At 66.4% G+C, this 19,004-nt stretch carries 24 protein-coding genes and 1 pseudogene; 5 read left to right on the top strand and 20 right to left on the bottom strand.

Annotation, left to right across the window (positions count from 1 at the left end; genetic code table 11):
* Positions 1-10 precede the first annotated feature (10 nt).
* The 15 genes from IPG63_10305 to IPG63_10235 all read right to left on the bottom strand — a co-directional run bounded on the left by IPG63_10305 (position 11) and on the right by IPG63_10235 (position 11,023).
* On the bottom strand, positions 11-619 hold the full coding sequence (locus IPG63_10305; protein MBK6727635.1) for an outer membrane lipoprotein carrier protein LolA: 609 nt from the start codon (positions 617-619) through the stop codon (positions 11-13).
* Positions 616-1,059 (bottom strand): acyl-CoA thioesterase, encoded by a 444-nt coding sequence (locus IPG63_10300; GenBank protein MBK6727634.1) that lies wholly within the window; start codon positions 1,057-1,059, stop codon positions 616-618. The genes IPG63_10305 and IPG63_10300 overlap by 4 nt, the downstream gene beginning before the upstream one ends.
* Positions 1,040-1,990 carry an acyltransferase gene (locus IPG63_10295; protein ID MBK6727633.1) on the bottom strand — a complete coding sequence of 317 codons (951 nt, stop codon included), beginning with the start codon at positions 1,988-1,990 and terminating at the stop codon, positions 1,040-1,042. The genes IPG63_10300 and IPG63_10295 overlap by 20 nt, the downstream gene beginning before the upstream one ends.
* Before the next feature lie 386 nt (positions 1,991-2,376).
* Entirely contained in the window at positions 2,377-3,570 is a 1,194-nt protein-coding gene (locus tag IPG63_10290) for a beta-lactamase family protein (protein ID MBK6727632.1), read from the bottom strand.
* Between the two features lie 30 nt (positions 3,571-3,600).
* Entirely contained in the window at positions 3,601-4,344 is a 744-nt protein-coding gene (locus IPG63_10285) for a glycosyltransferase family 2 protein (protein ID MBK6727631.1), read from the bottom strand.
* Positions 4,341-6,041 carry an acyl-CoA synthetase gene (locus IPG63_10280; protein ID MBK6727630.1) on the bottom strand — a complete coding sequence of 567 codons (1,701 nt, stop codon included), beginning with the start codon at positions 6,039-6,041 and terminating at the stop codon, positions 4,341-4,343. Before IPG63_10280 ends, IPG63_10285 begins: the two co-directional genes overlap by 4 nt.
* Positions 6,034-6,576, bottom strand: a complete 543-nt coding sequence (locus IPG63_10275) for a hypothetical protein (GenBank protein MBK6727629.1) — start codon at positions 6,574-6,576, stop codon at positions 6,034-6,036. The genes IPG63_10280 and IPG63_10275 overlap by 8 nt, the downstream gene beginning before the upstream one ends.
* 7 nt (positions 6,577-6,583) lie before the next feature.
* Positions 6,584-6,841, bottom strand: a complete 258-nt coding sequence (locus tag IPG63_10270) for an acyl carrier protein (GenBank protein ID MBK6727628.1) — start codon at positions 6,839-6,841, stop codon at positions 6,584-6,586.
* 16 nt (positions 6,842-6,857) lie between these two features.
* Positions 6,858-7,118: an acyl carrier protein gene (locus tag IPG63_10265; protein ID MBK6727627.1), complete on the bottom strand. Its 261-nt coding sequence runs from the start codon at positions 7,116-7,118 to the stop codon at positions 6,858-6,860.
* Positions 7,105-7,887 carry a 1-acyl-sn-glycerol-3-phosphate acyltransferase gene (locus tag IPG63_10260; GenBank protein MBK6727626.1) on the bottom strand — a complete coding sequence of 261 codons (783 nt, stop codon included), beginning with the start codon at positions 7,885-7,887 and terminating at the stop codon, positions 7,105-7,107. Before IPG63_10260 ends, IPG63_10265 begins: the two co-directional genes overlap by 14 nt.
* Positions 7,884-8,663 (bottom strand): beta-ketoacyl synthase chain length factor, encoded by a 780-nt coding sequence (locus IPG63_10255; protein ID MBK6727625.1) that lies wholly within the window; start codon positions 8,661-8,663, stop codon positions 7,884-7,886. Before IPG63_10255 ends, IPG63_10260 begins: the two co-directional genes overlap by 4 nt.
* 162 nt (positions 8,664-8,825) lie before the next feature.
* Entirely contained in the window at positions 8,826-9,557 is a 732-nt protein-coding gene (locus IPG63_10250; protein MBK6727624.1) for a hypothetical protein, read from the bottom strand.
* Entirely contained in the window at positions 9,529-9,750 is a 222-nt protein-coding gene (locus IPG63_10245) for a hypothetical protein (protein ID MBK6727623.1), read from the bottom strand. The genes IPG63_10250 and IPG63_10245 overlap by 29 nt, the downstream gene beginning before the upstream one ends.
* Positions 9,751-10,198: 448 nt before the next feature.
* Entirely contained in the window at positions 10,199-10,555 is a 357-nt protein-coding gene (locus IPG63_10240) for a hypothetical protein (protein ID MBK6727622.1), read from the bottom strand.
* 240 nt (positions 10,556-10,795) lie between these two features.
* On the bottom strand, positions 10,796-11,023 hold the full coding sequence (locus IPG63_10235) for a hypothetical protein (GenBank protein MBK6727621.1): 228 nt from the start codon (positions 11,021-11,023) through the stop codon (positions 10,796-10,798).
* A gap of 468 nt (positions 11,024-11,491) precedes the next feature.
* Between IPG63_10235 and IPG63_10230 the strand changes: the two genes are divergently transcribed.
* A complete protein-coding gene (locus tag IPG63_10230) occupies positions 11,492-12,316 on the top strand; it encodes a hypothetical protein (GenBank protein MBK6727620.1) in 825 nt (274 codons plus the stop codon).
* Positions 12,317-12,341: 25 nt separating this feature from the next.
* Here IPG63_10230 and IPG63_10225 read toward each other — a convergent pair.
* Together IPG63_10225 and IPG63_10220 are read right to left on the bottom strand one after the other, a co-directional pair.
* A pseudogene (locus IPG63_10225) lies at positions 12,342-13,603 on the bottom strand (6-phosphofructokinase).
* A gap of 40 nt (positions 13,604-13,643) precedes the next feature.
* Positions 13,644-14,705 (bottom strand): class I SAM-dependent methyltransferase, encoded by a 1,062-nt coding sequence (locus tag IPG63_10220; protein ID MBK6727619.1) that lies wholly within the window; start codon positions 14,703-14,705, stop codon positions 13,644-13,646.
* A 215-nt stretch (positions 14,706-14,920) separates the two neighbouring features.
* Between IPG63_10220 and IPG63_10215 the strand changes: the two genes are divergently transcribed.
* The gene (locus tag IPG63_10215; protein MBK6727618.1) at positions 14,921-15,490 is read left to right on the top strand and encodes an adenylate kinase; all 570 of its coding nucleotides are present in this window, start codon (positions 14,921-14,923) and stop codon (positions 15,488-15,490) included.
* 1 nt (position 15,491) lies between these two features.
* Here the strand turns inward: IPG63_10215 and IPG63_10210 are convergent, their stop codons facing one another.
* The gene (locus tag IPG63_10210; protein MBK6727617.1) at positions 15,492-15,725 is read right to left on the bottom strand and encodes a sulfurtransferase TusA family protein; all 234 of its coding nucleotides are present in this window, start codon (positions 15,723-15,725) and stop codon (positions 15,492-15,494) included.
* A gap of 31 nt (positions 15,726-15,756) precedes the next feature.
* Between IPG63_10210 and IPG63_10205 the strand changes: the two genes are divergently transcribed.
* The 3 genes from IPG63_10205 to IPG63_10195 are packed head-to-tail and all read left to right on the top strand — an operon-like array spanning position 15,757 to position 18,241.
* Positions 15,757-16,284, top strand: coding sequence for a hypothetical protein (locus tag IPG63_10205; GenBank protein ID MBK6727616.1), 528 nt, complete (start codon positions 15,757-15,759; stop codon positions 16,282-16,284).
* On the top strand, positions 16,281-17,654 hold the full coding sequence (gene mpl / locus IPG63_10200) for a UDP-N-acetylmuramate:L-alanyl-gamma-D-glutamyl-meso-diaminopimelate ligase (protein MBK6727615.1): 1,374 nt from the start codon (positions 16,281-16,283) through the stop codon (positions 17,652-17,654). Before IPG63_10205 ends, mpl begins: the two co-directional genes overlap by 4 nt.
* Complete coding sequence (locus IPG63_10195) at positions 17,651-18,241, top strand: LON peptidase substrate-binding domain-containing protein (GenBank protein MBK6727614.1); 591 nt, start codon at positions 17,651-17,653, stop codon at positions 18,239-18,241. The genes mpl and IPG63_10195 overlap by 4 nt, the downstream gene beginning before the upstream one ends.
* A 58-nt stretch (positions 18,242-18,299) precedes the next feature.
* On the opposite strand, the gene IPG63_10190 is transcribed toward IPG63_10195, so the two are convergent.
* Entirely contained in the window at positions 18,300-18,740 is a 441-nt protein-coding gene (locus IPG63_10190) for a putative toxin-antitoxin system toxin component, PIN family (protein ID MBK6727613.1), read from the bottom strand.
* Complete coding sequence (locus tag IPG63_10185) at positions 18,730-18,981, bottom strand: type II toxin-antitoxin system Phd/YefM family antitoxin (protein ID MBK6727612.1); 252 nt, start codon at positions 18,979-18,981, stop codon at positions 18,730-18,732. The genes IPG63_10190 and IPG63_10185 overlap by 11 nt, the downstream gene beginning before the upstream one ends.
* Between the last annotated feature and the right edge of the window lie 23 nt (positions 18,982-19,004).

Genomic DNA, 19,004 nt, shown 5'->3' with positions numbered 1-19,004 from the left:
CCAGCGCGACTCACTGCGCAAGACGGGCCGCCTCGTCCGCACTCAGCTCCGGGCCGGTGCCGAGCTCGCGGAACGCGATCACGGTGCCATCGCCATTGGCCTCGAACAGCTGCACGCGCTCGACCTGGCGCGCGCCTTCCAGCTCGATGCGCGTGAACGCCTGCGCGAACAGGCCCGGCTTCGGCTGCAACTGCAGGCGCCAGCGCTCGTCGTCGAGCAGTTCAGCCGCGATGGTGAAGTTCGCTTGCAGCTTGGCGATGTCGCCGCCGAGCAGGTCGAACAGCACCGCGTGGACCGCCGCCAGCGCCGGTTCCTCGGCGGCGTCGATGGTGCGCGTGCTGCCGCCCGACGCCACGCTCAGGCGCGCCCCGGTCAACGCCAGCTGCGACGCGAACGGTCGCTCGGTGAACCACAGCACGCCTTGCCCGCGCACGAGCACGAAGCGGCCGCTGGAATGCAACGGCTTGCGAAAACCGGCGACCTGCTTGTCCTGCTCGAAACGGCCGCGCAACAGTTGCGGCTGTTCGATGCGCGCAGCGACCTCGTCCAGTTCGCTCGCCGCCCGCAATGGCGTCACGCCAAGGAACAGCAGCAGCATGGCCGCGAGCACGCGCTTCATGGCTGTACCCCGAGCCGCTGCCACAGCACCGGCGGACACAGGTACAGCATCTCGCGACTGACGGCATCGACCGCGACCTGGATGGTGTGCGCGCGCGTCAGCCGCTCGCCGCTGGCGACGTCGTGGATCTCGTAGTCGATGCGCAGGCGGTTTTCCCATTCGACGATGCGCGCGCTCACCCGCAGCTTCTGCGCATACGCGGCCGGGCGCACGTACTTCAGGCGCAGATCCACGATCGGCCAGAAGTAGCCGGAGGCATGCATCGCCGGATAGTCGTAGTCGTACTTCTGCAACAGCGCGCAGCGCGCGAGCTCCAGGTACTTCACGTAGTGGCCGTGCCAGACGATGTTCATCGGATCGAGGTCGTGGAACGCGGGCGCGAGCTCGATCGTGATCGAAAGGTCGGGCGACGGCGCGCGTTCAGCGCTGCGGGTCGGCATGGGCTTGGTCCCAGAACGGAAAGAAATTGAACCAGTCAAACGGTGAACGCACCAGCAACCGCGTCAGCGCATCGGCGTAGACCTGCGCCTGCTCCTGCAAGGCCTCGGCACGACGCCCGCGCGGCAACACCACGCGTTCCGCCAGGCATTGCAGCGACACGCAGTAGCTGGCCCCCTCATGGATGCAACCGAGCAGCAGCAGCGGGCACTTGAGCAGTCCGGCGAGCACGTAGGGCCCGACCGGAAAGTCCGCGGCATGGCCGAGGAAATCGACACGCACGGTCTGGCTGGCACGCACCGGCACGCGGTCACCGGCAATCACCACGTGCTCGCCGGCATCGATCTTGTCCGCGAGCAGCACGGCGGTCGCGGCGTTCACCTCGCTGACCTCGATCAGGTTCACGTCCGACTCCGGCGCCAGCCGCTTCAGCATCCGATTGAACTGGGCCGCATGGCGCGTATGCACCAGAATGTTGAGCCGGGCCGAACTGTAGTGGCCGGCAAGCACCCGGCACAATTCCAGGCAGCCCAGATGCGCGGTGACGATCACCGCGCCACGCCCCGGCGACAGCGTCGCCAATGCGCGCTCGCGCCCCTCCACCCGCACGCGTGCGAACGGATAACGACCGGCCACCGCCAGCAACTTGTCGAGCAGGGTCTCGGCGAACAAGGCGACGTGGCGCAGGCTGTCGCGCCGGCGCACCGGGTGTCCGAGCGCGCCGGTAGCGACCTCGATGCGTTCCAGGTACTGCATCGACGCCTGCCGCACCACCGCACGCGACGCCCAGTGCAGCAACACCACCGGATACAGGCAGATGCGAAACGGCCAACGCCCGAACAGCCGATGCACGCCATAGAGCAGCCAGATGCCGAACACGAAGGTGCTCTCGCCCATCCCCGCCCAATGCGGCCGCGCCAGCGCAGCACTCATCGCGCCACCTTGCGCCAGAGCAGAAGCGGCGACGATTGAGGCACCCCCGCATGCAGGAGATGTCGCAACCGGGAAAGATCCGTCCACGGCCAACCGCGAATCGAACCGACGAGCCCCTGATGATTTGCGGCCGCACAGCGCGAACGCGCCACGCGCTTTGCTCCGCACTGCAGATCGAAATGGATGTGCTGCGCCCGGGCCCCGATTTGCATCTCCTTCTCCCGCAACGGCAACGCAGCGACCGGGCCCACTTTGATCAAGTCCGCTGTCCCGTCCGTCATCGCTCGTGCTCCACCAGACGCCGGGCTTCCGACGCGGATCTCTTGCTCAGCATGAAGGTCCCCGTTCACTACACAGCATGGGGCGGGCCGAGACACTCGCGCTGCTCACGATGGAACGACACGCTGCGCATTTGCGACTCTGAGCAATAACCTGTGGCCGATCATTGTCCAGTTGAAGCTGTTTTGCAGCACAACTACCGCGATCCTGTGCTCCAGGTCCATGCCGATGTAACTGGTGTATCCGCCCACGAGCCCAACCTGATAGGCGATCTTGGTGCCGGCACCTTCTTCGACGGTCCATGCGACAGCAGCCGTTTCAGTCCCGCTTGTAGGGCGCAGGCTCAGACTCTCCTTGATTGCGGCATCGAGCGCTGGATTGTCCGTGCCGTTCAAGTGAACGCCAGCGAAGGTCAGCAAGTCATCTGCGTTCGAGTACATTGCAGCCGCACCCCGCATGGCGTCAGTGAACCTCCAATCGGGAACAGGGCGACCTCGGCGAATGAACTTTGGTTGGTCTCCGGCGTATCCACGCGCCATATTCGAGTAGTCTGGCAACCCTTCCGGTGTGTACGCGGTATCGCTCAAGGACAGGGGTGCGGTCACGCGCTCGTGCAATAAGTCGTCCACTCGCGTCCCGGTCCGCCGTTCGATGATGTAGGTAAGCAAGCCATAGCCGATGTTCGAATACTGCCTACCAACCTTCGACGGCGCGTCGAAATTTGACAAGTAATTCAATATGTATTTCTTGTCGAAATGTCGATAGAAACTGTTTCCGGTGAACAAGTACCCGAAAAAGTATCCAAGCGTCCTCGGCGTCATGGGCTGACGCGGTAGGCCGGAAGTATGCGTTGCCAGCTGGAGGAGAGTAATTTTTTTGGCGTCGTCACTGAGAGCAATTTCTTGTGGGAGAAGCGTTTCAAGAGTGTCGTTCCACATCATCCTGCGCTCCAGCACAAGTTGCGCAGTGATTTCTCCCAAAAATAGTTTGCTTAGCGAACCCACCGCGAACAACGTCTTGCTGTTGGGTTGCTTGCCGGTCGACTTATCAGCGACTCCATAGCTGAATACATGCCTGCTTCCATCGCCCAGCAACACGCCGACAACCACCCCGGGAGTCTCCCCCTGGTCGATCAGCGGCTGAAACAAGGAATCCACTTCAGCCCGCAAGTTTCCGCTCTGCGCAAACCTCTCGGATTCGCGGCTATCCGCATCCAATTGCATGCGCGACAGGGTTCCGCAGGCCACGAGTGGCAACGCCGAAATGGCCGCCAACAATAACTGGAAACTGCGTTTGATCATCGGACAGCCATCGTGTTGGAAATTTCACTACTAATAAACACGTCGAATATTCCTGATAACCAACTTCGGAAGTCGCAACAACATTCCAAAGAAAAGTCTGGTGTGCATGCGAGAAATTAACGCGTTATCGCGGAACAACCGGAAGTGAGAAACACCGCCTGCAGGGTACCTCACTCGGGTCGGCATGTTGATGATTTCGAGCCCACACCAATGAAGGCGGACAGCAATTTCGGTATCGAAATCCATTCTCTTGCCGATCCTAGCTGAATTAATCAGTGCGATCGTTTCTGCCAGCGGATAGACGCGGAAGCCGCACATCGAGTCCCGGATCGCGAACGAGAGGGTGTTGATCCAGACCCAGACATGGGTGAGGTAGCGGCCATACAGGCGACCCTTGGGCACCGATGCGTCGTACACCGGGGTGCCGCAGATCACGGCTTGCGGATGCTGCGCGGCGAGCGCGGCGAAGCGTGGCAGGTCGTCGCCGTCGTGCTGGCCGTCGGCATCGATCTGCAGGGCGTGGCTGTAACCGAGCCGTCCCGCCTCGCGGAAGCCGGCCAGCATCGCGGCGCCCTTGCCTTGATTGACATCGAGCCGCAGCGCGCACACGTTTTCGGGATGCGCGGCGACGAGTTCGCGGATGCGCTGCGCGCAGCCGGGCTCGCTGCCGTCGTCGACCATCAGGCAGGGCAGCCGGTGGCGCAGCACCGACGCGACCACGCCGCCGATGGCGTCGCCGTGGTTGTAGACCGGAATGACCACGCACAACTTCATGGCGCCGCCGCAAAGCGGATGCGGCCGCTGGCGTGGTTGCGTTTCGCCGAGGCGATGCGGAAGGCGATGGCGTCGGCGCCGGCGCGCTCCAGCGTCAGCGTGATCTCGGTCGCGGCGCCGATCCAGTCGTGGAACTTGAGGTTCTCGATGCGCGCGAACTCCGTCGGCAGCGCGAACAGTTCACGCGCGAAGCGGATCGCCCAGTCGATCTGGGTCACCCCCGGCAGGATTGGCGCGCCCGCGAAATGTCCGTCGAAAAACGGCGAGGATGCCGCCACTTCGATGCGCAAGCTTGCGCCATCGGCGCTGTGTTCGAGCAGGCGCGCGTGCGGTCGGCGCGCATCGAACAACCGTTGCAGCGCCGCTTCGCTGGTCTTGCCGGTGGCGTTCATTGGCAGCGCCCACGGGAAGCGCCAGTGCCGCGGCAGCACCACCGCTTCGAGGGTGCCGAGCAGCAGCTGACGCAGCGCGTCGGCGAGCGCACGGCGACCGCCGTGATCGTGCAACTGCCAACCTACCTCGCTCGGCACGACGACGACACCGATGCGCTCGCGCTCGCCGCTGAGCACCAAAGCCCGCACCTCGGCTACCAGGCCGCTGGCGGCAAGCGTGTGCTCGATGCCGTGCAGCGACACCCGCTTCTCCTCGATTTTGACGATGCGGTCGCCGCGCCCGAGCAGATCAAAGCCGCTCTCGCGTGCGGCGACACGATCGGCGCTCTCCAGCCATTCGTCCGCCGCGATCCAGGGCGCGCGCAGCGCCAGTCGCTCGGCGTCGATGCGCCATTCGACGCCAGGCAGCGGTTGCCAGGGAACGTCGGCCTGCAGCGGACGCTCGCGCCAGGCCACGGCGCCGGTTTCCGAGCTGCCGTAGATCTCGATCGGCACGCGCCCAAGCACGTGCGCGCATAGCGGCAGAGCGGCATCGGGCAAGGGTCCGCCGCTGCTGAACACGGCACGCAACTGTTGGCGCGCGCGCGTCCAGTCGAGCGATTCGGGAAGCCGCTTCAGCTGCGCCGGGCTTGCAACCAGCACCGCATCCGGCGTGACCGCGAGCGTCGCCGCCAGATCCTCCGGGAACTGCAGACGCGCGCTGGCGAAGGGCCGCCCTGCGGCCAGCGGCCACAGCAGCCGGAAGCTGAGCCCGTATAGGTGCTGGTGGGTGACGCCGGCCAGCACGCAACCGCCACCGATGCGCGCCGCAAACGCGGCCTCGAACGCGCGGGCTTCGGCGCACAGTTGCGCGACGGTCTTGGCGATCAGCGTCGGCGTGCCGGTCGAGCCCGAGGTGAACACGTGCACGGCGATGGCATCGGCCGCGAGCGGCGACCATGCCGCAAGAGTGTCCGCCACGTCGCCGGCGTGTACGCGCTGCAGCGCCGCGTCGGCGGGGAAATCGCCGGCCACTGCCGCCACCAGCGCGCGAAGCCGGTCCAGGGTGTCGGGCAAGACGTCGGCGGGCAACACCGCCTGCTTGCCGGCATGCCAGGCACCGAACAACGCCGCCGCGAACTCGGCGCTGTCCTCGAAGAAGATCGCGACGCGCGGGCCTGCGACCTGCGCAAACGCATCGCGCCAGCGAGCGGCGCGGTTGGCGAACCAGGCGAAGTCGAGGTCGCTGCCGCCACGCCGGGCGAAGCGCGCGTCGGCGGCACGACCGCGCGCGAGCAGCGCGTCAAGATCGATGAACTCAGCCATGCGCGACCACCCCGCGCACGCGCCGACGCACCAGCCATTCGCCGGCGAACAGCACGCCCATCAGCAGGTAGGCGATCAGGCCGTTGTACAGCGCCCAGTGCGCGGCGCTCGCGTACAACGCGGTGTACGCCGCGATCGAACCATTGAGCACGAAGAAGCCACACCAGACCTGGGTGACGCGGCGCGTATAGGCCACGGCAGCCGGCGGCAGATCGGGCTGCTGCAGCCGCGCCAGGCGCTCGATCAGGCTCGGCGGATGCAGCAGGCTGGCCGCGAACAACACCAGCAGGCTGGCATTGACCAGCACCGGATACAGTTTCAGCGCAGTCGCGTCATTCGCCGCTGCGGCGATCAGCGACAGCGCGATGCCGCCCGCTGCGGCCACCACCCAGACGCGCTCGCGCGTGGCCAGCGCGCGCAGCAGCGCCACCGCCGCCAGCAGCAGTGCCAGCACGCGCGGCTCGAAGCGCGCCAGCCCGAAGTACACCAGACCCGGGTAGGCGAGCATCAACAGCGAAACCAGCACGACGCGCATCGCGCGCTCAACCCGCCGCGGGCTCGTCCAGCAGGCCCTGCAACGCGTTGACGACATCGTCGAGCGTGCGCACCGCCTTGAATGCGTCCGGGTGCAGGCGCTTGCCGACCAGCGGCTTGAGTTTCACGATCAGGTCAACGGCATCGATGCTGTCGATGTCGAGGTCCTCGAACAGGCGCGACTCGGGCTTGATCCGATCAGGGCTGATGTCGAAGGACTTCTGCAGGATCGCGCTGAGCTGGTCGAACAGTTCTTGTCGGGTCATGGCGGGGTTCCGTGGATCACTTGCTGCGGCCGGCGGCGACGAAATCGGCGAGCGCGCGCACGCTGGCGAAATGGCGCCGGGTTTCGGCGGAGTCGGCGGACAGGCTGAGTCCGTAGCGACGCTGCAGTGCGAGACCGAGTTCGAGCGCGTCGATCGAGTCGAGCCCGAGGCCCTCGCCGAACAGCGGCGCTTCGGTGCCGATGTCGGCGGGGCTGATGTCCTCGAGATTCGCCGCCTCGATGATCAGCGATTTGATTTCGTCTTCAAGCGCCAGCATGGGCGGGTTTCTCCGTCTCGAAATAGGATTGCAGGTGATGCGTCAAACGCCGCGCCGCAATTGCGGCTTCGCCCTCGGCCGCGACCAGGAACGGCTGCACGGCGATATCGTCGCGCACTTCGATGCTGAACTGCATGCGCCGCGCCGGCACTCGCCACCAGGGCAGGCCCTTGGTCAGGCTGCGCGGGCTGCAATCGATCAGCACCGGGGTGACATCGATGCCACCGCGCACTGCCACGTTTGCGGCGCCGCGCTGCAGCCGCGTGCGGCCATCCAGCGGCGTGCGCGTGCCTTCCGGGAAGATCACCAGGTTGCTGCCGGCGCGGATCGAACCGATGCAGTCTTCGATCAGGCCGGCGCCGGAGTCGTTGCAGATGTAATTGGTGGCGCGCACCGGGCCGCGCGTGAACGAATTGCGCGCCAGCCGCGCCTTGACCACGCAGTCGGCGTTCGGCACCAGCGAAATCAGGAACACGACATCGATCAGGGTCGGATGGTTGGCCAGAATCAGCAGGCCCTCGCGGCGCAGCTTCTCGGCACCGCTGATGGTGTAGCGCAGGATGCCGAGCACGCGCATCAACTCGATGTGCGCGGCGAAACTGCGCTTGACCATCGCCCGCGCCAGTCGCGCCTTGCGCGCGCGGTCACGCACGCCAAGATCGAGCAGCGGAAAGTAAACCAGGCGCAGCAGAAGGCCGCCGATGCCGAAGCTGGAAAACGCGATGCCGGTGGCGATCACACGCCAGCCGCGCTCGAGCAGCGCGATCATGCGCGCCTCCATAGCCACTGGCGGCCCTCGACCACGCGCCGGTGCGATGCCTGTGCGCCGGTGAGAAAGCGCAACAGTTGCAGATCGGCGGGCATCGCGGCGGTCGCATCAGCATCAGCATCAGCATCAGCATCAGCATCAGCATCAGCATCAGCGTCGACATCCGTTGTCGCAACTGGCGCCTGCAGCGTGTAGCCGATGCCGGACTCGGTGGCCGGCCCGATGCGGCAGGCCCAGGCACGCAGGAATTCGCCCGGTGGCGAGAAACCCTGCAGCGGCTCCGGCAGTGGTTCGTCGTAATAGACCACCAGCACCTCGGGCGCGCCCTCGGCGAGCAGGCCGATGGCTTCGACCAGGGCGCACTCCGCGGTCTCGGCACCCGCCGCCACCGCGCTGTAGTTGGAGCGGTCGCCACGCGCGATCGAGAACAGCGCCGCGAACGCGTTGTGCACCGACATGCTGAAGGCGGTCGGCGACACCGCGCCGTCGTTCGCCAGTTGCCGCATCAGATCGACCGAGCGCTGCATGTCGCCGTAGCGCGACGCGAACACCGTGGCACAAGCCGGCGCACCCTGCAGCGCCCGATACGCGACCTGCAACGCCGCACGCCCCAACCGCTCGACCCGACGCCGCATCATCGCCGGCATCTCGGTGAGCGCAGGCGCTTCGTCGCCAACCACCGCGCACGGCGCCGCGAACCAGTCCTGCCACGCGACAGAATCAGTCAGGCCCGGCGCCCAGGCAGCCCAATGGTGGAGGGTGAAGCGAGGATCCATGACGTTCGTGCAGGCTGGGAAAATGGCATGCCCGGCACTCGCGGCGACCTCATGTCACCCCGAACACCTCGATGCAGGCAGCCCCCGGAAGGGCCGGCATGCTAGCAGAACCTGCGCGAACCGGCCGTGGTGGCGTGCGGCACCGGCGCCGGGAACCGGACGTTACCGCGCGGCTGTCACCACACTGGCACCAGCAGCATCGTCCGCCGGTCCGATCAGGCGATCCATGATCAGGAACGCGGCGTCGGCGCAGCGCTGCCGAACCAGCTGCCAATCGCGCAGTTCGGGACGGAGTTGCTTGTACTCGCCGAGGTTCACCTGCTCCAGGTCGTACGGCAGCGGGCTCGACAGTTGCACCTGCAACTGCTGCAGGGGTGACTCGCCGTTGTCCTGCGGATACAGGCGATCGAACGACGCCAGCGCCGCGGCGGCTGCCTCCTCCCCGAGCTTTCCGCAAAGCGCGACGAAATCGAGGTAATCGCGCGTGGCGTTGCGGCGAAGAATGAGCACCGCCTTGATGCGCAGCATCTCGGCTGCAGTCGGCACCGTCACCATCACCCCGCTGCAGTCGATCTGGATAGCTTCGAGCGGTTCGGTCCGGATCAACTGGCGCACGCCGGTCTCGATGCCATCCAGGCTGCCGAGGATCTGCACTGGCCGCTGGATGCGCGCCGTCTTCCAACCAGCGACCGCTTCCAGTTGCATCAGCACTTCATCGAAGCGCGCTCGGAGATCACCGAGCACATGATCGGCGTCACTGGATAACCGATGCCGGGCATAGAGCGCCGCCGCAGTACCACCGACCAGCACCGCGTCCGGCAAAATCCGCTGCAAGTGTGCGGCGGCGGAGATCACGCGTTCCCAATCAGGCGCGTCGGCGCGAGACATAGCCATTCCAGAAGTGATAACGCTGCGCATAGGGATCGACGATCTTCGGCGCGCAGACCTGCAACACCTTGGCAGCCACGGCCGGATCGGCCAGCAACGCCCGGTACAACCCCGCCCAATCCGAACGCCGCCCGCGCGCGATCAAATCATCGATCGCGGCGAGGGTGAAATCCTGATGGTTGAGATGGCGATGGATCATGGTCCGGCCCGGGAAAAGGCCTGCGGCGAAGCCTGCAGCGGAAGATAGCACCGGTCCTCGAAACTACCGGAAGCCCCGTCGCCGACCACCGCAGCAGTTCAACGCGGCGGTGGTCGGAGGCGTCCGGCGGCCAGCCGCCGGAGCGCAGGCTCAGCCATCAATCCCGAAGTCGAAGTAACTGTCGCGGCCGGAGACGAACCGGTTCACGAGAACCCCGCCGGCGTCACCGCGAGTACGTTCCACACCTCGTCCGACCAACCGTCCTCGACGCCACACACACCACTGAACACCGCCGCCTGAACGCCTTCATCGAGCGCGCGCGGCCGCGAACACCGAGGATCCCGGGAGAGAAGCCCCCAGCCGGCACTTCTATCCGAAGCACACTATCCCCAACACGCAGTTGACAGTCGCAGCGCCTTGCAGATCTCACGTCAGCATCGGCGGCGACTCAGTTGGCGGGCGCGTCGCCGCAGCCCTTGTTGTCCATCGCCTTTCGAACTGCTTCCTTCTCTCCGCGGACGTTGGCCAGCTCGGAAGCTTCAATTCCGTCGCCTTCACCCACACCCGACCAAAACGCCTGCGCCTTGCTGGACTTGACTCGCTGGTCCTGCGCGACAACGAGTTGGCTTTCCCTTCGTGCCAGCGAATCAAATTCGACACTCAGCTTGGAGCAGTCGTACTCCTCATACTTCAACCCGGATGTGTACGAACCTGTGATCTGGGATGACTGGGTCGGCATGTTGAAGCAACCGACGATAGACAGCGACAAAACGACCGCAGCGAACACTCGCACTCCAGATGCCATCGCACTCTCTCCCGCATAAGTTGAATCGGAACACCCCATTCACCAACGCCCAACCGTTTGGCACGAGAACATCCAAGAACGTCGGCGCTCGATGCCAAGCAAGGCTAGCACGGCGCAAACCACCTGCACTCCAGCAACCAACTGGCATCCCACCCCGAACACCAGCGCCTCCATCAGCGGCCAGCATGCGGAATCGAATGGGCAATTGATGAATACCCGGCGAGTCCCTCGCGCCACGCCTCATCGCGCCTTGGCGACCATGAGTGCGCTGGCACCCATCCGGAACTTCACCAGCCCACGGCCAGATGCGGTGTCCGCGGCGCGGATCGGGCCGGCGCGCGCCGGTTTCGGATGGTCGCGAAAGTACGCCCGGACCGCCTGTTCGGGAGAGAGCACGACCGTCACCCGCTCACGCACCGCGGCGGACTTGCGTGCAGGTGCTTTCGTCCGCTTCTTGATCGTCGCCATACAAGCTCCGTCTGCCGCGCAATGGCCGGAATCCTCCGGCCGGAGCATGGTAACCCGAATGCTGCCCGCCACGTCGATCACTTGTCCGCGACCACATACTCCGCGAGCTTGCGCTTGACGAACATCGCCGCTGGCGAACACTCGGTGGGGTACGCTCGTCCCGCCGCAGCTTGACCTCCACGCAAGCATCCTCAGACTGACGCCATGTCCAATCCCGATCCCTCCCACCGCCTGCTTCGCCGCGACCGCCGGATCTTGGCCCTTGTCACCGCTGCGGTCCTTGGCGCTTTGGCTGCGGTCTTCTGGATCGGCGATTCCGCGGGTGCGAGAACGGCTGCAGCTCCCGATTCGGGGACGCCACCGTCCGACCGGATGGCGACTGCGCTTGCCGATTCGAGGCAGGGCCTCGGCCAGCGCGAACAGAACCGGAAGGCTGAAGTCGGCGCGGCCTGGCCCGAGGAATCCCGGATGCCGGTACCGGCGAGCCTATCCGCCGCCGTCGCTGCCGCATCCACGCTTCCACCACGTTCGACGCCGCTCGAAGGCATGTTCGAGGAACTCGGCAAGCGCGCCGACCACGGCGACGTCGATGCCGCCTGCCGACTGGCGTGGGACCTCGCCTTGTGCCAGTTCGCATCGACGCTGCCGGAAACGCAGCAATGGTTGATCGACCAGGCTTCGGGCCAGCCCGCCGCCAGCCGCAGCGAGACCGAGATCATCGTCTGGTCGCAACGCGTCGGCGCCTGGGCCGAGCGCAGCGCCGCCATTTGCGGCGGACTGTCAGCGAATCACATGAACCAGGTCGCGCCGCGCATGGTCCAGGCAGCCCAACTCGGCCATGCCCTTTCCATGGCGCGCTTCGCCACGTCGCCGCCTTTCGGGGAAACGCTCAAACTGTCCCAGGCCGACCTCATCGTCTTCCATCGCGAAAACGCGTTGGCCTTCCTGGAGCGCGCTGCGGCGGCGGGCGAGCCGACCGCGCTGCATGCGCTCTATCACGCCTACTCGCGTGGCTACATCGCGACCCGGTATGGCGAACTGCCGGTGACACGAAACCCCGTGCGTGCCACAGCCGCCGGCCTCGCCTTGCGCCGATTCGCCGACGCGGCCACGAATCACGACATCGATGAACGCATTGCCGAGCTCGCGACTGAAATCAGCGTCGACGACCACGCCCGGCTGCGTGCGCAAACCGAGGCCTTCGAGCGCGTGTTCGCCCACCAGGGACCACGCGACTTCGCGAGTGGAGTCTTCGGCCCCGACATCGGCGAAACCTGCGCCGGCGACCAGTAGGCCGTAGCGATCGGAAGGCCTTCGATCACTTGTCCGCGATCACATACTCCACGAGTTTGCGTTTGACGAACTTGCGCGGCACGCGCAGGTAGCTCGGGATGCCGCGGGCGTAGGGCGGGTAGGCTTCGCCGGCGATCAGCGGTTCGAGGTAGTTGCGGCAGGCCTTGGTGATGCCGTAGCCGTCGGCGCGGATGAAGTTCTTCGGCATCATCTTTTCGTGGTTGGCGATCTTCGCCAACGGGGCCGGCTCGATTTTCCAGCGGTACGGCGACTGCGCCACACGGCGGATAACCGGCATCACCGCGTTCATGCCGGCTGCGGCGTACTGCACCGCCGCGACGCCGACCGCGTAGGCCTGCTCGTCGTCGGTCTTCGAGGCGATGTGGCGCGCCGCGCGCTGCAGGTAGTCGGGCACCGCGAAGTGGTACTTGTAACCGTGACGGTCGCGCACGAGTTTCGCGATCAACTCGCCGGCACCGCCGAGCTGGGCATGGCCGAATGCATCGCGCGTGCCGGCCTCGGCGAGCAGGCGACCATCGGCGTAGCGCACGCCTTCGGACACCGCGATCGAGCAGTAGCCGTTGCGCTCAACGCTGCGCTTCACCGCGTCTTGGAACCGCGCTTCGTCGAACGGCACTTCCGGAAACAGAATGATCTGCGGCGGCTCGTCCGCGCTCTTGCCGGCGAGCCCGGCGGCAGCGGCGAGCCAGCCGGCATGGCGACCCATCACCTCCACACCTTGGTCGAGGAATCAAACATCGCCTCGACGTCGATGCTGGCCTCGAGCATGGAGATCGCGGTGTATTTCGCCGCCGAGCCGAAACCGGGGCAGTTGTCGGTGAGGACCAGGTCATTGTCGACCGTCTTCGGCACGCCGATGCAGTGCAGCCCGTAACCGAGTTGCGATGCGATCTGCGCGATCTTGTTCGCGGTGTCGGCCGAGTCGTTGCCGCCGTTGTAGAGGAAGTAGCGGATGTCGTGCGCGCGGCAGACCTCGATCAGGCGTTCGTAATGGGCTCGGCTTTCGTCGATGCCCTTGAGCTTGAAGCGGCAGGAGCCGAAGGCGCTGCCCGGCGTGGTGCGCAGTTGCCGCGCGCGCGCGGCGTCGAAGCCGGACAGATCGTAGAGCTGCTCGCGCAACGCGCCGAGGATGCCGTTGCGCGCAGCGAACACCTTGCCGATCGCCTTGCGCTGCTTGCGCGCGGCGTCGAGCACGCCGGCCGCGGTGGCGTTGATCACTGCGGTCGGGCCACCCGACTGCGCGTACAGAAGATTCCCTGCGGCCATGTGCTTCTCCTGGTGGCGTGATGCGGGCAGCGCGCGGGCTTCAGGCGCGCGTGAGACTGAGCAGGCTGTGGCTGAGCCCGATGTCATCGCGGATATCGGCCAGGCGCAGCCCGGCAGCCGTCGCCAGCTCGATGTACTCCTGCGCCCGGTACATCTTGCTGACGCCGTTGGCGATCGCGGTGAAGTACGGCGAGGTGTTGATGATGCAGTACGCGGCGATGTCGAAGCGCTGCCGATCCCAGAAGGTGTCGAGCACGAACACGCGCCCGTCCGGATTCAGGCTGGCGGCCGCGCGACGCAGGATCGTGGCCATGGTCTCGGTGCTGAAGCAACTCAGGAACTGGCTCATCCAGATCGCGTCCTGGCCGCCCGGAAACGGCGTGGTGGCATCGAGCACATCGACCTCGCAGTAGTCGACGCGCGGCGCATGCTCGTGCAGGTTGGCGCGCGCCACGCCGATCTGCTCCGGCAGATCGACCAAGGTCAGGTGCACCGAAGCGTCGTACTCCAGGCAATGCCGCGCCCACTTGCCGGTGTTGGCGCCGATGTCCATCAGTCGCGCCGGGCGCTTGGCGAACACATGCGGCAAGGCCATCGCGAAGGCCGAATCGGAATAGTGGTGGTCGAAGTCGAACCAGGCGCGCTTGGCCGCTGCGGGCAGATCACGCAGACCCGGATACACCGTCGGCCACGGACCCAGATGGTGCAATCCGGCCGGACGCGCCTCGACCAGCGCGGTCTCGAGATCGGCCATGCCGGCGTAGCAAATCTCATGCACGAACTCGAGATTCACCCGCGTCAGTTCATCGTGCAGCAGCAGTTGCCCGGTCTTCTCGATGCGATAACGGTCGTCGCTCACGCTGACCACACCGGCGCTCAGGCAGGTCTCCAGCAGCACGCTCATGGCGTATTCGCTGCGCTGCGAGAGCTGCGCCAGTTCGGCGATGCTGCAGCCTGCGGGCGTCTGGTCGAGCTGGGTGAGCACGCCCCACTGACGCGCGATGCGCACGCACTGGAACACCACCGGCCCGAACGCGATCTTCTGGGCCTCGAAGCGTGCCTCCATTGCGGAAAGCGGCTTCACGAACGTTTTGGTGGTCATCGGCTTCGGCCAGTGTCGGCGGTGGAAGCGGCGCATGATCGCATACCTGCATCGCCCTGGAGCGGCGCCCGCGAAGGCGCAATTTCAGGCATTCGCAGCGCCCTGTTGCGTTCATTGACGCGAGTCAGGCCAGCCGCTACGGTGCCGTCATCCCCTTCCACCCGAGCCGCGCCCCGCCTCGTCGCTGCGCCCGGCTCGACTGTTCTGGACTATTCATGCGCATCGTGTTTTTCGGCGCGCCCGGCTCCGGCAAGGGCACGCAGGCGACCCTCCTCAAGAGCAGCTTCGGCATCCCGCACATCTCCACCGGAGACCTGCTGCGCGGCCATGTCGCGCGCGGCAGTGCGCTCGGACTCCAGGCCAAGGCGGTGATGGAGGCCGGACAACTGGTTTCCGACGAGCTCGTGCTCGGCATGCTCGAAGACCGCCTCGCCGAAGCCGACGCTGCGCCCGGTTTCATCCTCGACGGCTATCCGCGAAACCTGGCGCAGGCCGACGCGCTCGGTGTCCTGCTCGAACGCATCGGCAAGCCGCTCGACGTGGTGATCAAGCTGAACGTGCCGAACGCGGCGATCCTGGAACGCTGCGCCATCCGCTTCGCCGCCGAGGGCCGCAAGGACGACAACCCCGAGGTGGTCCGCGGTCGTCTCGCCGTCTATGCCGAGCAGACCGCGCCGGTCGCCGCGTACTACGCGCGCGCCGGCAAGCTGGTCGAGATCGATGGCGTCGGCGAACTGTCCGAAATCACCGCGCGCATTCTGGCGGCGGTGCGCGCCAGCGCCTGAATCAGCCGCCGCGCTCGAGCGTGAAGCGCAGATGGTCGCCGCAGCGTTCCTCATCGATGAAGCCATGACCGGCACGCAGACAGAACGCGCGCACGTCGACGCTGGCCAGCGGATCGGTCGCGAGCAACACGATGCGCGTTCCGGGCGCGAGCACACGCAGTTGTGCGCGCGCCTGCAGCACCGGATGCGGACAGGCAAGGCCACGTGCATCGACAATCAGTTCATCGCTTCTCATGCATCGATGATGCCAGCCGCGAGCCCTCGCCATGAATAGCTGGATCGAGGCAACGCGCGGCCTGTTCGTGTTCCGTCGCGGCCCGGCCGATCTGCCCTACGCACCCGCGGTGTTGCTGGCACTGCTGATCGCCGCGGTCGTGCTCGATGCCGTGGCCGCGCGGGTGCTGACCGGACTGGACGGCGATCCGCTGCTCGCGGTGTTGAACAACGCCATTTCGCTCGCGTTCGTGCATGGGCTGCTGCGGATGTGGGGCAAGCCGGAGCGCTTCGTGCAGACCGCCAGCGCCTTGCTGCTGATCCGCACCGCGCTGTCGCTGCTGACGCTGCTGCTGCTCGGCGGCGTGATGCCGCTGCCGCAACAACCCGAGGACCTGCGTCCGGACCAGGCCTTGTTGATGAGCCTGATGTTCCCGATCTTCATCTGGTATCTCGGCCTGCGCACGCATGTGTTGCGCCAGGCACTGGACATTCCCATCGCACGCGCACTCGGTCTGGTGTTCCTGATCGCCGCCGCCGAGTTCTTCGTCGCGCTCTCCCTCGCCCAGGCCTTCCGATGACCCAGCCACCGCCCGCGCTCCACATCCTCGGCATCTGCGGCACCTTCATGGGCGGCATCGCCGCGCTGGCGCGCGAACTCGGCGAGAGCGTCGCCGGCTGCGACCAGCAGGTCTATCCGCCGATGAGCACGCAGCTGGAACAACTCGGCATCACCCTGCTGCAGGGCTATCGACCGGAGCACCTGCAGCCGGCGCCCGGCCTGGTCGTGGTCGGCAATGCGATCTCGCGCGGCAACCCGGCGATGGAGTACGCGCTCGATCAGCGCCTGCGCTATGTCTCCGGGCCGCAGTGGTTGGGCGAGCGCGTGCTCGCATCACGGCGTGTGCTCGCCGTCGCCGGCACCCATGGCAAGACCACCACCACCAGCCTTCTCGCCTGGATTCTCGATGCCTGCGGCGCGCAACCCGGGTTCCTGGTCGGCGGCGTGCCGGAAAACTTCGGCGTGTCGGCGCGGCTCGGTTCCGGCGACGCCTTCGTGGTCGAGGCCGACGAATACGACACCGCGTTCTTCGACAAGCGTTCGAAGTTCGTGCACTACCGGCCCGAGATCGCGGTGCTCAACAACCTCGAGTTCGACCACGCCGACATCTTCGACTCGCTCGCCGACATCGAGCGCCAGTTCCATCATCTGGTGCGCACCGTGCCCGGCAATGGCCGGTTGATCGTCAACGGCGAGGACGACGCGCTCGCGCGCGTGCTGGCCAAGGGCTGCTGGACACCGGTCGAGCGCTTCGCCATCGCGCGCGAAGCCGAATGGCAGGCCGAACTGCTGGCCGCCGACGGCAGCGCGTTCCGCGTGCTGCACCGTGGCACCGTGGTCGGCGACGCGCACTGGGAAGCGCTCGGCCGGCACAACATGATGAACGCGCTCGCCGCCATCGCTGCCGCAGCCGCGTACGGCATCGACGCTGCGCGGGCGGTCGCTGCGCTGACCGGTTTCCGCAATCCGAAGCGGCGCATGGAACTGGTCGCGGACCGCAACGGCATCCGCGTCTACGACGACTTCGCGCACCATCCGACCGCGATCGCGACCACGCTCGCCGGCCTGCGCGCCAAGGTCGGCAACGGTCGCATCGTCGTCGCGCTGGAGCCGCGCTCGAATTCGATGCGCATGGGCGCACACGCGACCGCGCTGGCACCGTCACTCGCCGACGCCGATGTCGTGGTGTTCCTCGCTCGCGCCGAGTTGCCGTGGCACGCCGCCGCGGTGATCGCAGCGGTGCGCGGTCAGGCCGTCGCCGTGACGACGGTCGAAGACCTGCTCGACACGCTCAGCCGCTTGTCCCGCGCCGGCGATAGCGTCGTGTTCATGTCCAACGGCGGCTTCGACAATGCACCCCGCCGCTACGCCGAGCAGATCGCGCCATGAGCGGGGAATCGCTGCCACTGTTTCCGCTCAACTCGGTGCTGCTGCCCGGCGGCTGGCTCGACCTGCGCATCTTCGAAACGCGTTACCTTGATCTGGTGCGCGACTGCACCCGCCACGACACCGGCTTCGGCATCGTGCTGCTGCGCGAAGGCAGCGAAGCCGGCGTCGGCGGCAGCCTGCACGAAATCGGCTGCGAGGCCCGCATCATCGACTTCAGCACCCTGCCCGACGGACTGCTCGGCATCCGCGTCGAAGGCCGCCGCCGCTTCCGTATCCGCGCCGAGCACAGCGCCGCGAATGCACTGCGCATCGCGCAAGTCGAATGGTGCGCGGACGCGCCGCCACTCCCGGTACCAGCGCAGTACGCGGTTCTCGCCACCATCCTGGAACGCCTCGCCGAGCACGGCGACTCGCAGCTCTCCGCCGCCACCAAAGCCTGCTTCGACGACGCCGACTGGATCAGCTGGCGCATGCTCGAACGCCTCGCGCTCGAAGCCCCCGAGAAGCAGCTCGCGCTGGAACTCGACGATCCGCTGCAACGCCTGCAATGGATCGTCGAACAACTGCCGCGATTTCAGGCGGAGTGAGCGGGCGTCGCCCAGCCGTCCGACCGTGCGCCATCTCGCACGCTGGTTTGGGCGCGGCTCATGACCACTCGCGCAGTGCTTGTGCCGGCGTCACGATGCGAAGTCCTTCGACCGGACTCATGTCGAGCAGGTCGGCATCGCCGGTGACAAGCATCGGGGCTCCTGCCGCCAACGCCGCGCGAACGAAGGCGTCGTCATCCGCATCTCGCGGCCACTGCCGCGCCGCCAGTTCCTGCGGGATTTCGACCCAGTCGGCCACGGCTTCCAGGTCGTGCAGAATGCGTCCGCGCAGTTCCATGCTCAGGTAACGATCGAACTTCGGGCGCCAGATGCGCGTTTCGAGCTCGGTGAAGGTCGGCCGCGTAAACACGGGGCGTCCGATTTCCAGAACGCGCCGCGCCAGTGGTGACGTTGGACCGCCCGTGGTGAGCGCGGCGCTGATCCAGACGTTGGTATCCAGCACGACCCGACGCAACTGCAGGTCCCGCTCAGCTCTCATCGGCCAGCAGACGATCCAGCTCCGCGCGCGTCAGTCCCGCCCGGGCCGCCGCTGCAGCCGATTCCCCCAGCGTCTGCTGCAACCGATTGGCATAGAAGGCACGCATGGCCTCGTAGTCCTGCGCGCTGACCATGACCCCAACGACCCGGTCGTGCCGCATGACCCGCACCGGCTCACGCTGCGCGCGATCCAGAAACTCACCGAATCGGGTCTTTGCTTCGTTGGCGGTAAAGGTCTGCATCTCGCGCAATTTGGCCAAATCGA

The sequence above is a fragment of the Lysobacterales bacterium genome, from assembly GCA_016703225.1.
Classification (GTDB): Bacteria; Pseudomonadota; Gammaproteobacteria; order Xanthomonadales; family Ahniellaceae; genus JADKHK01.
The sequence above is the reverse complement of the archived record's forward strand: the minus strand, read 5'-3'. Positions and strand labels throughout refer to the sequence as shown.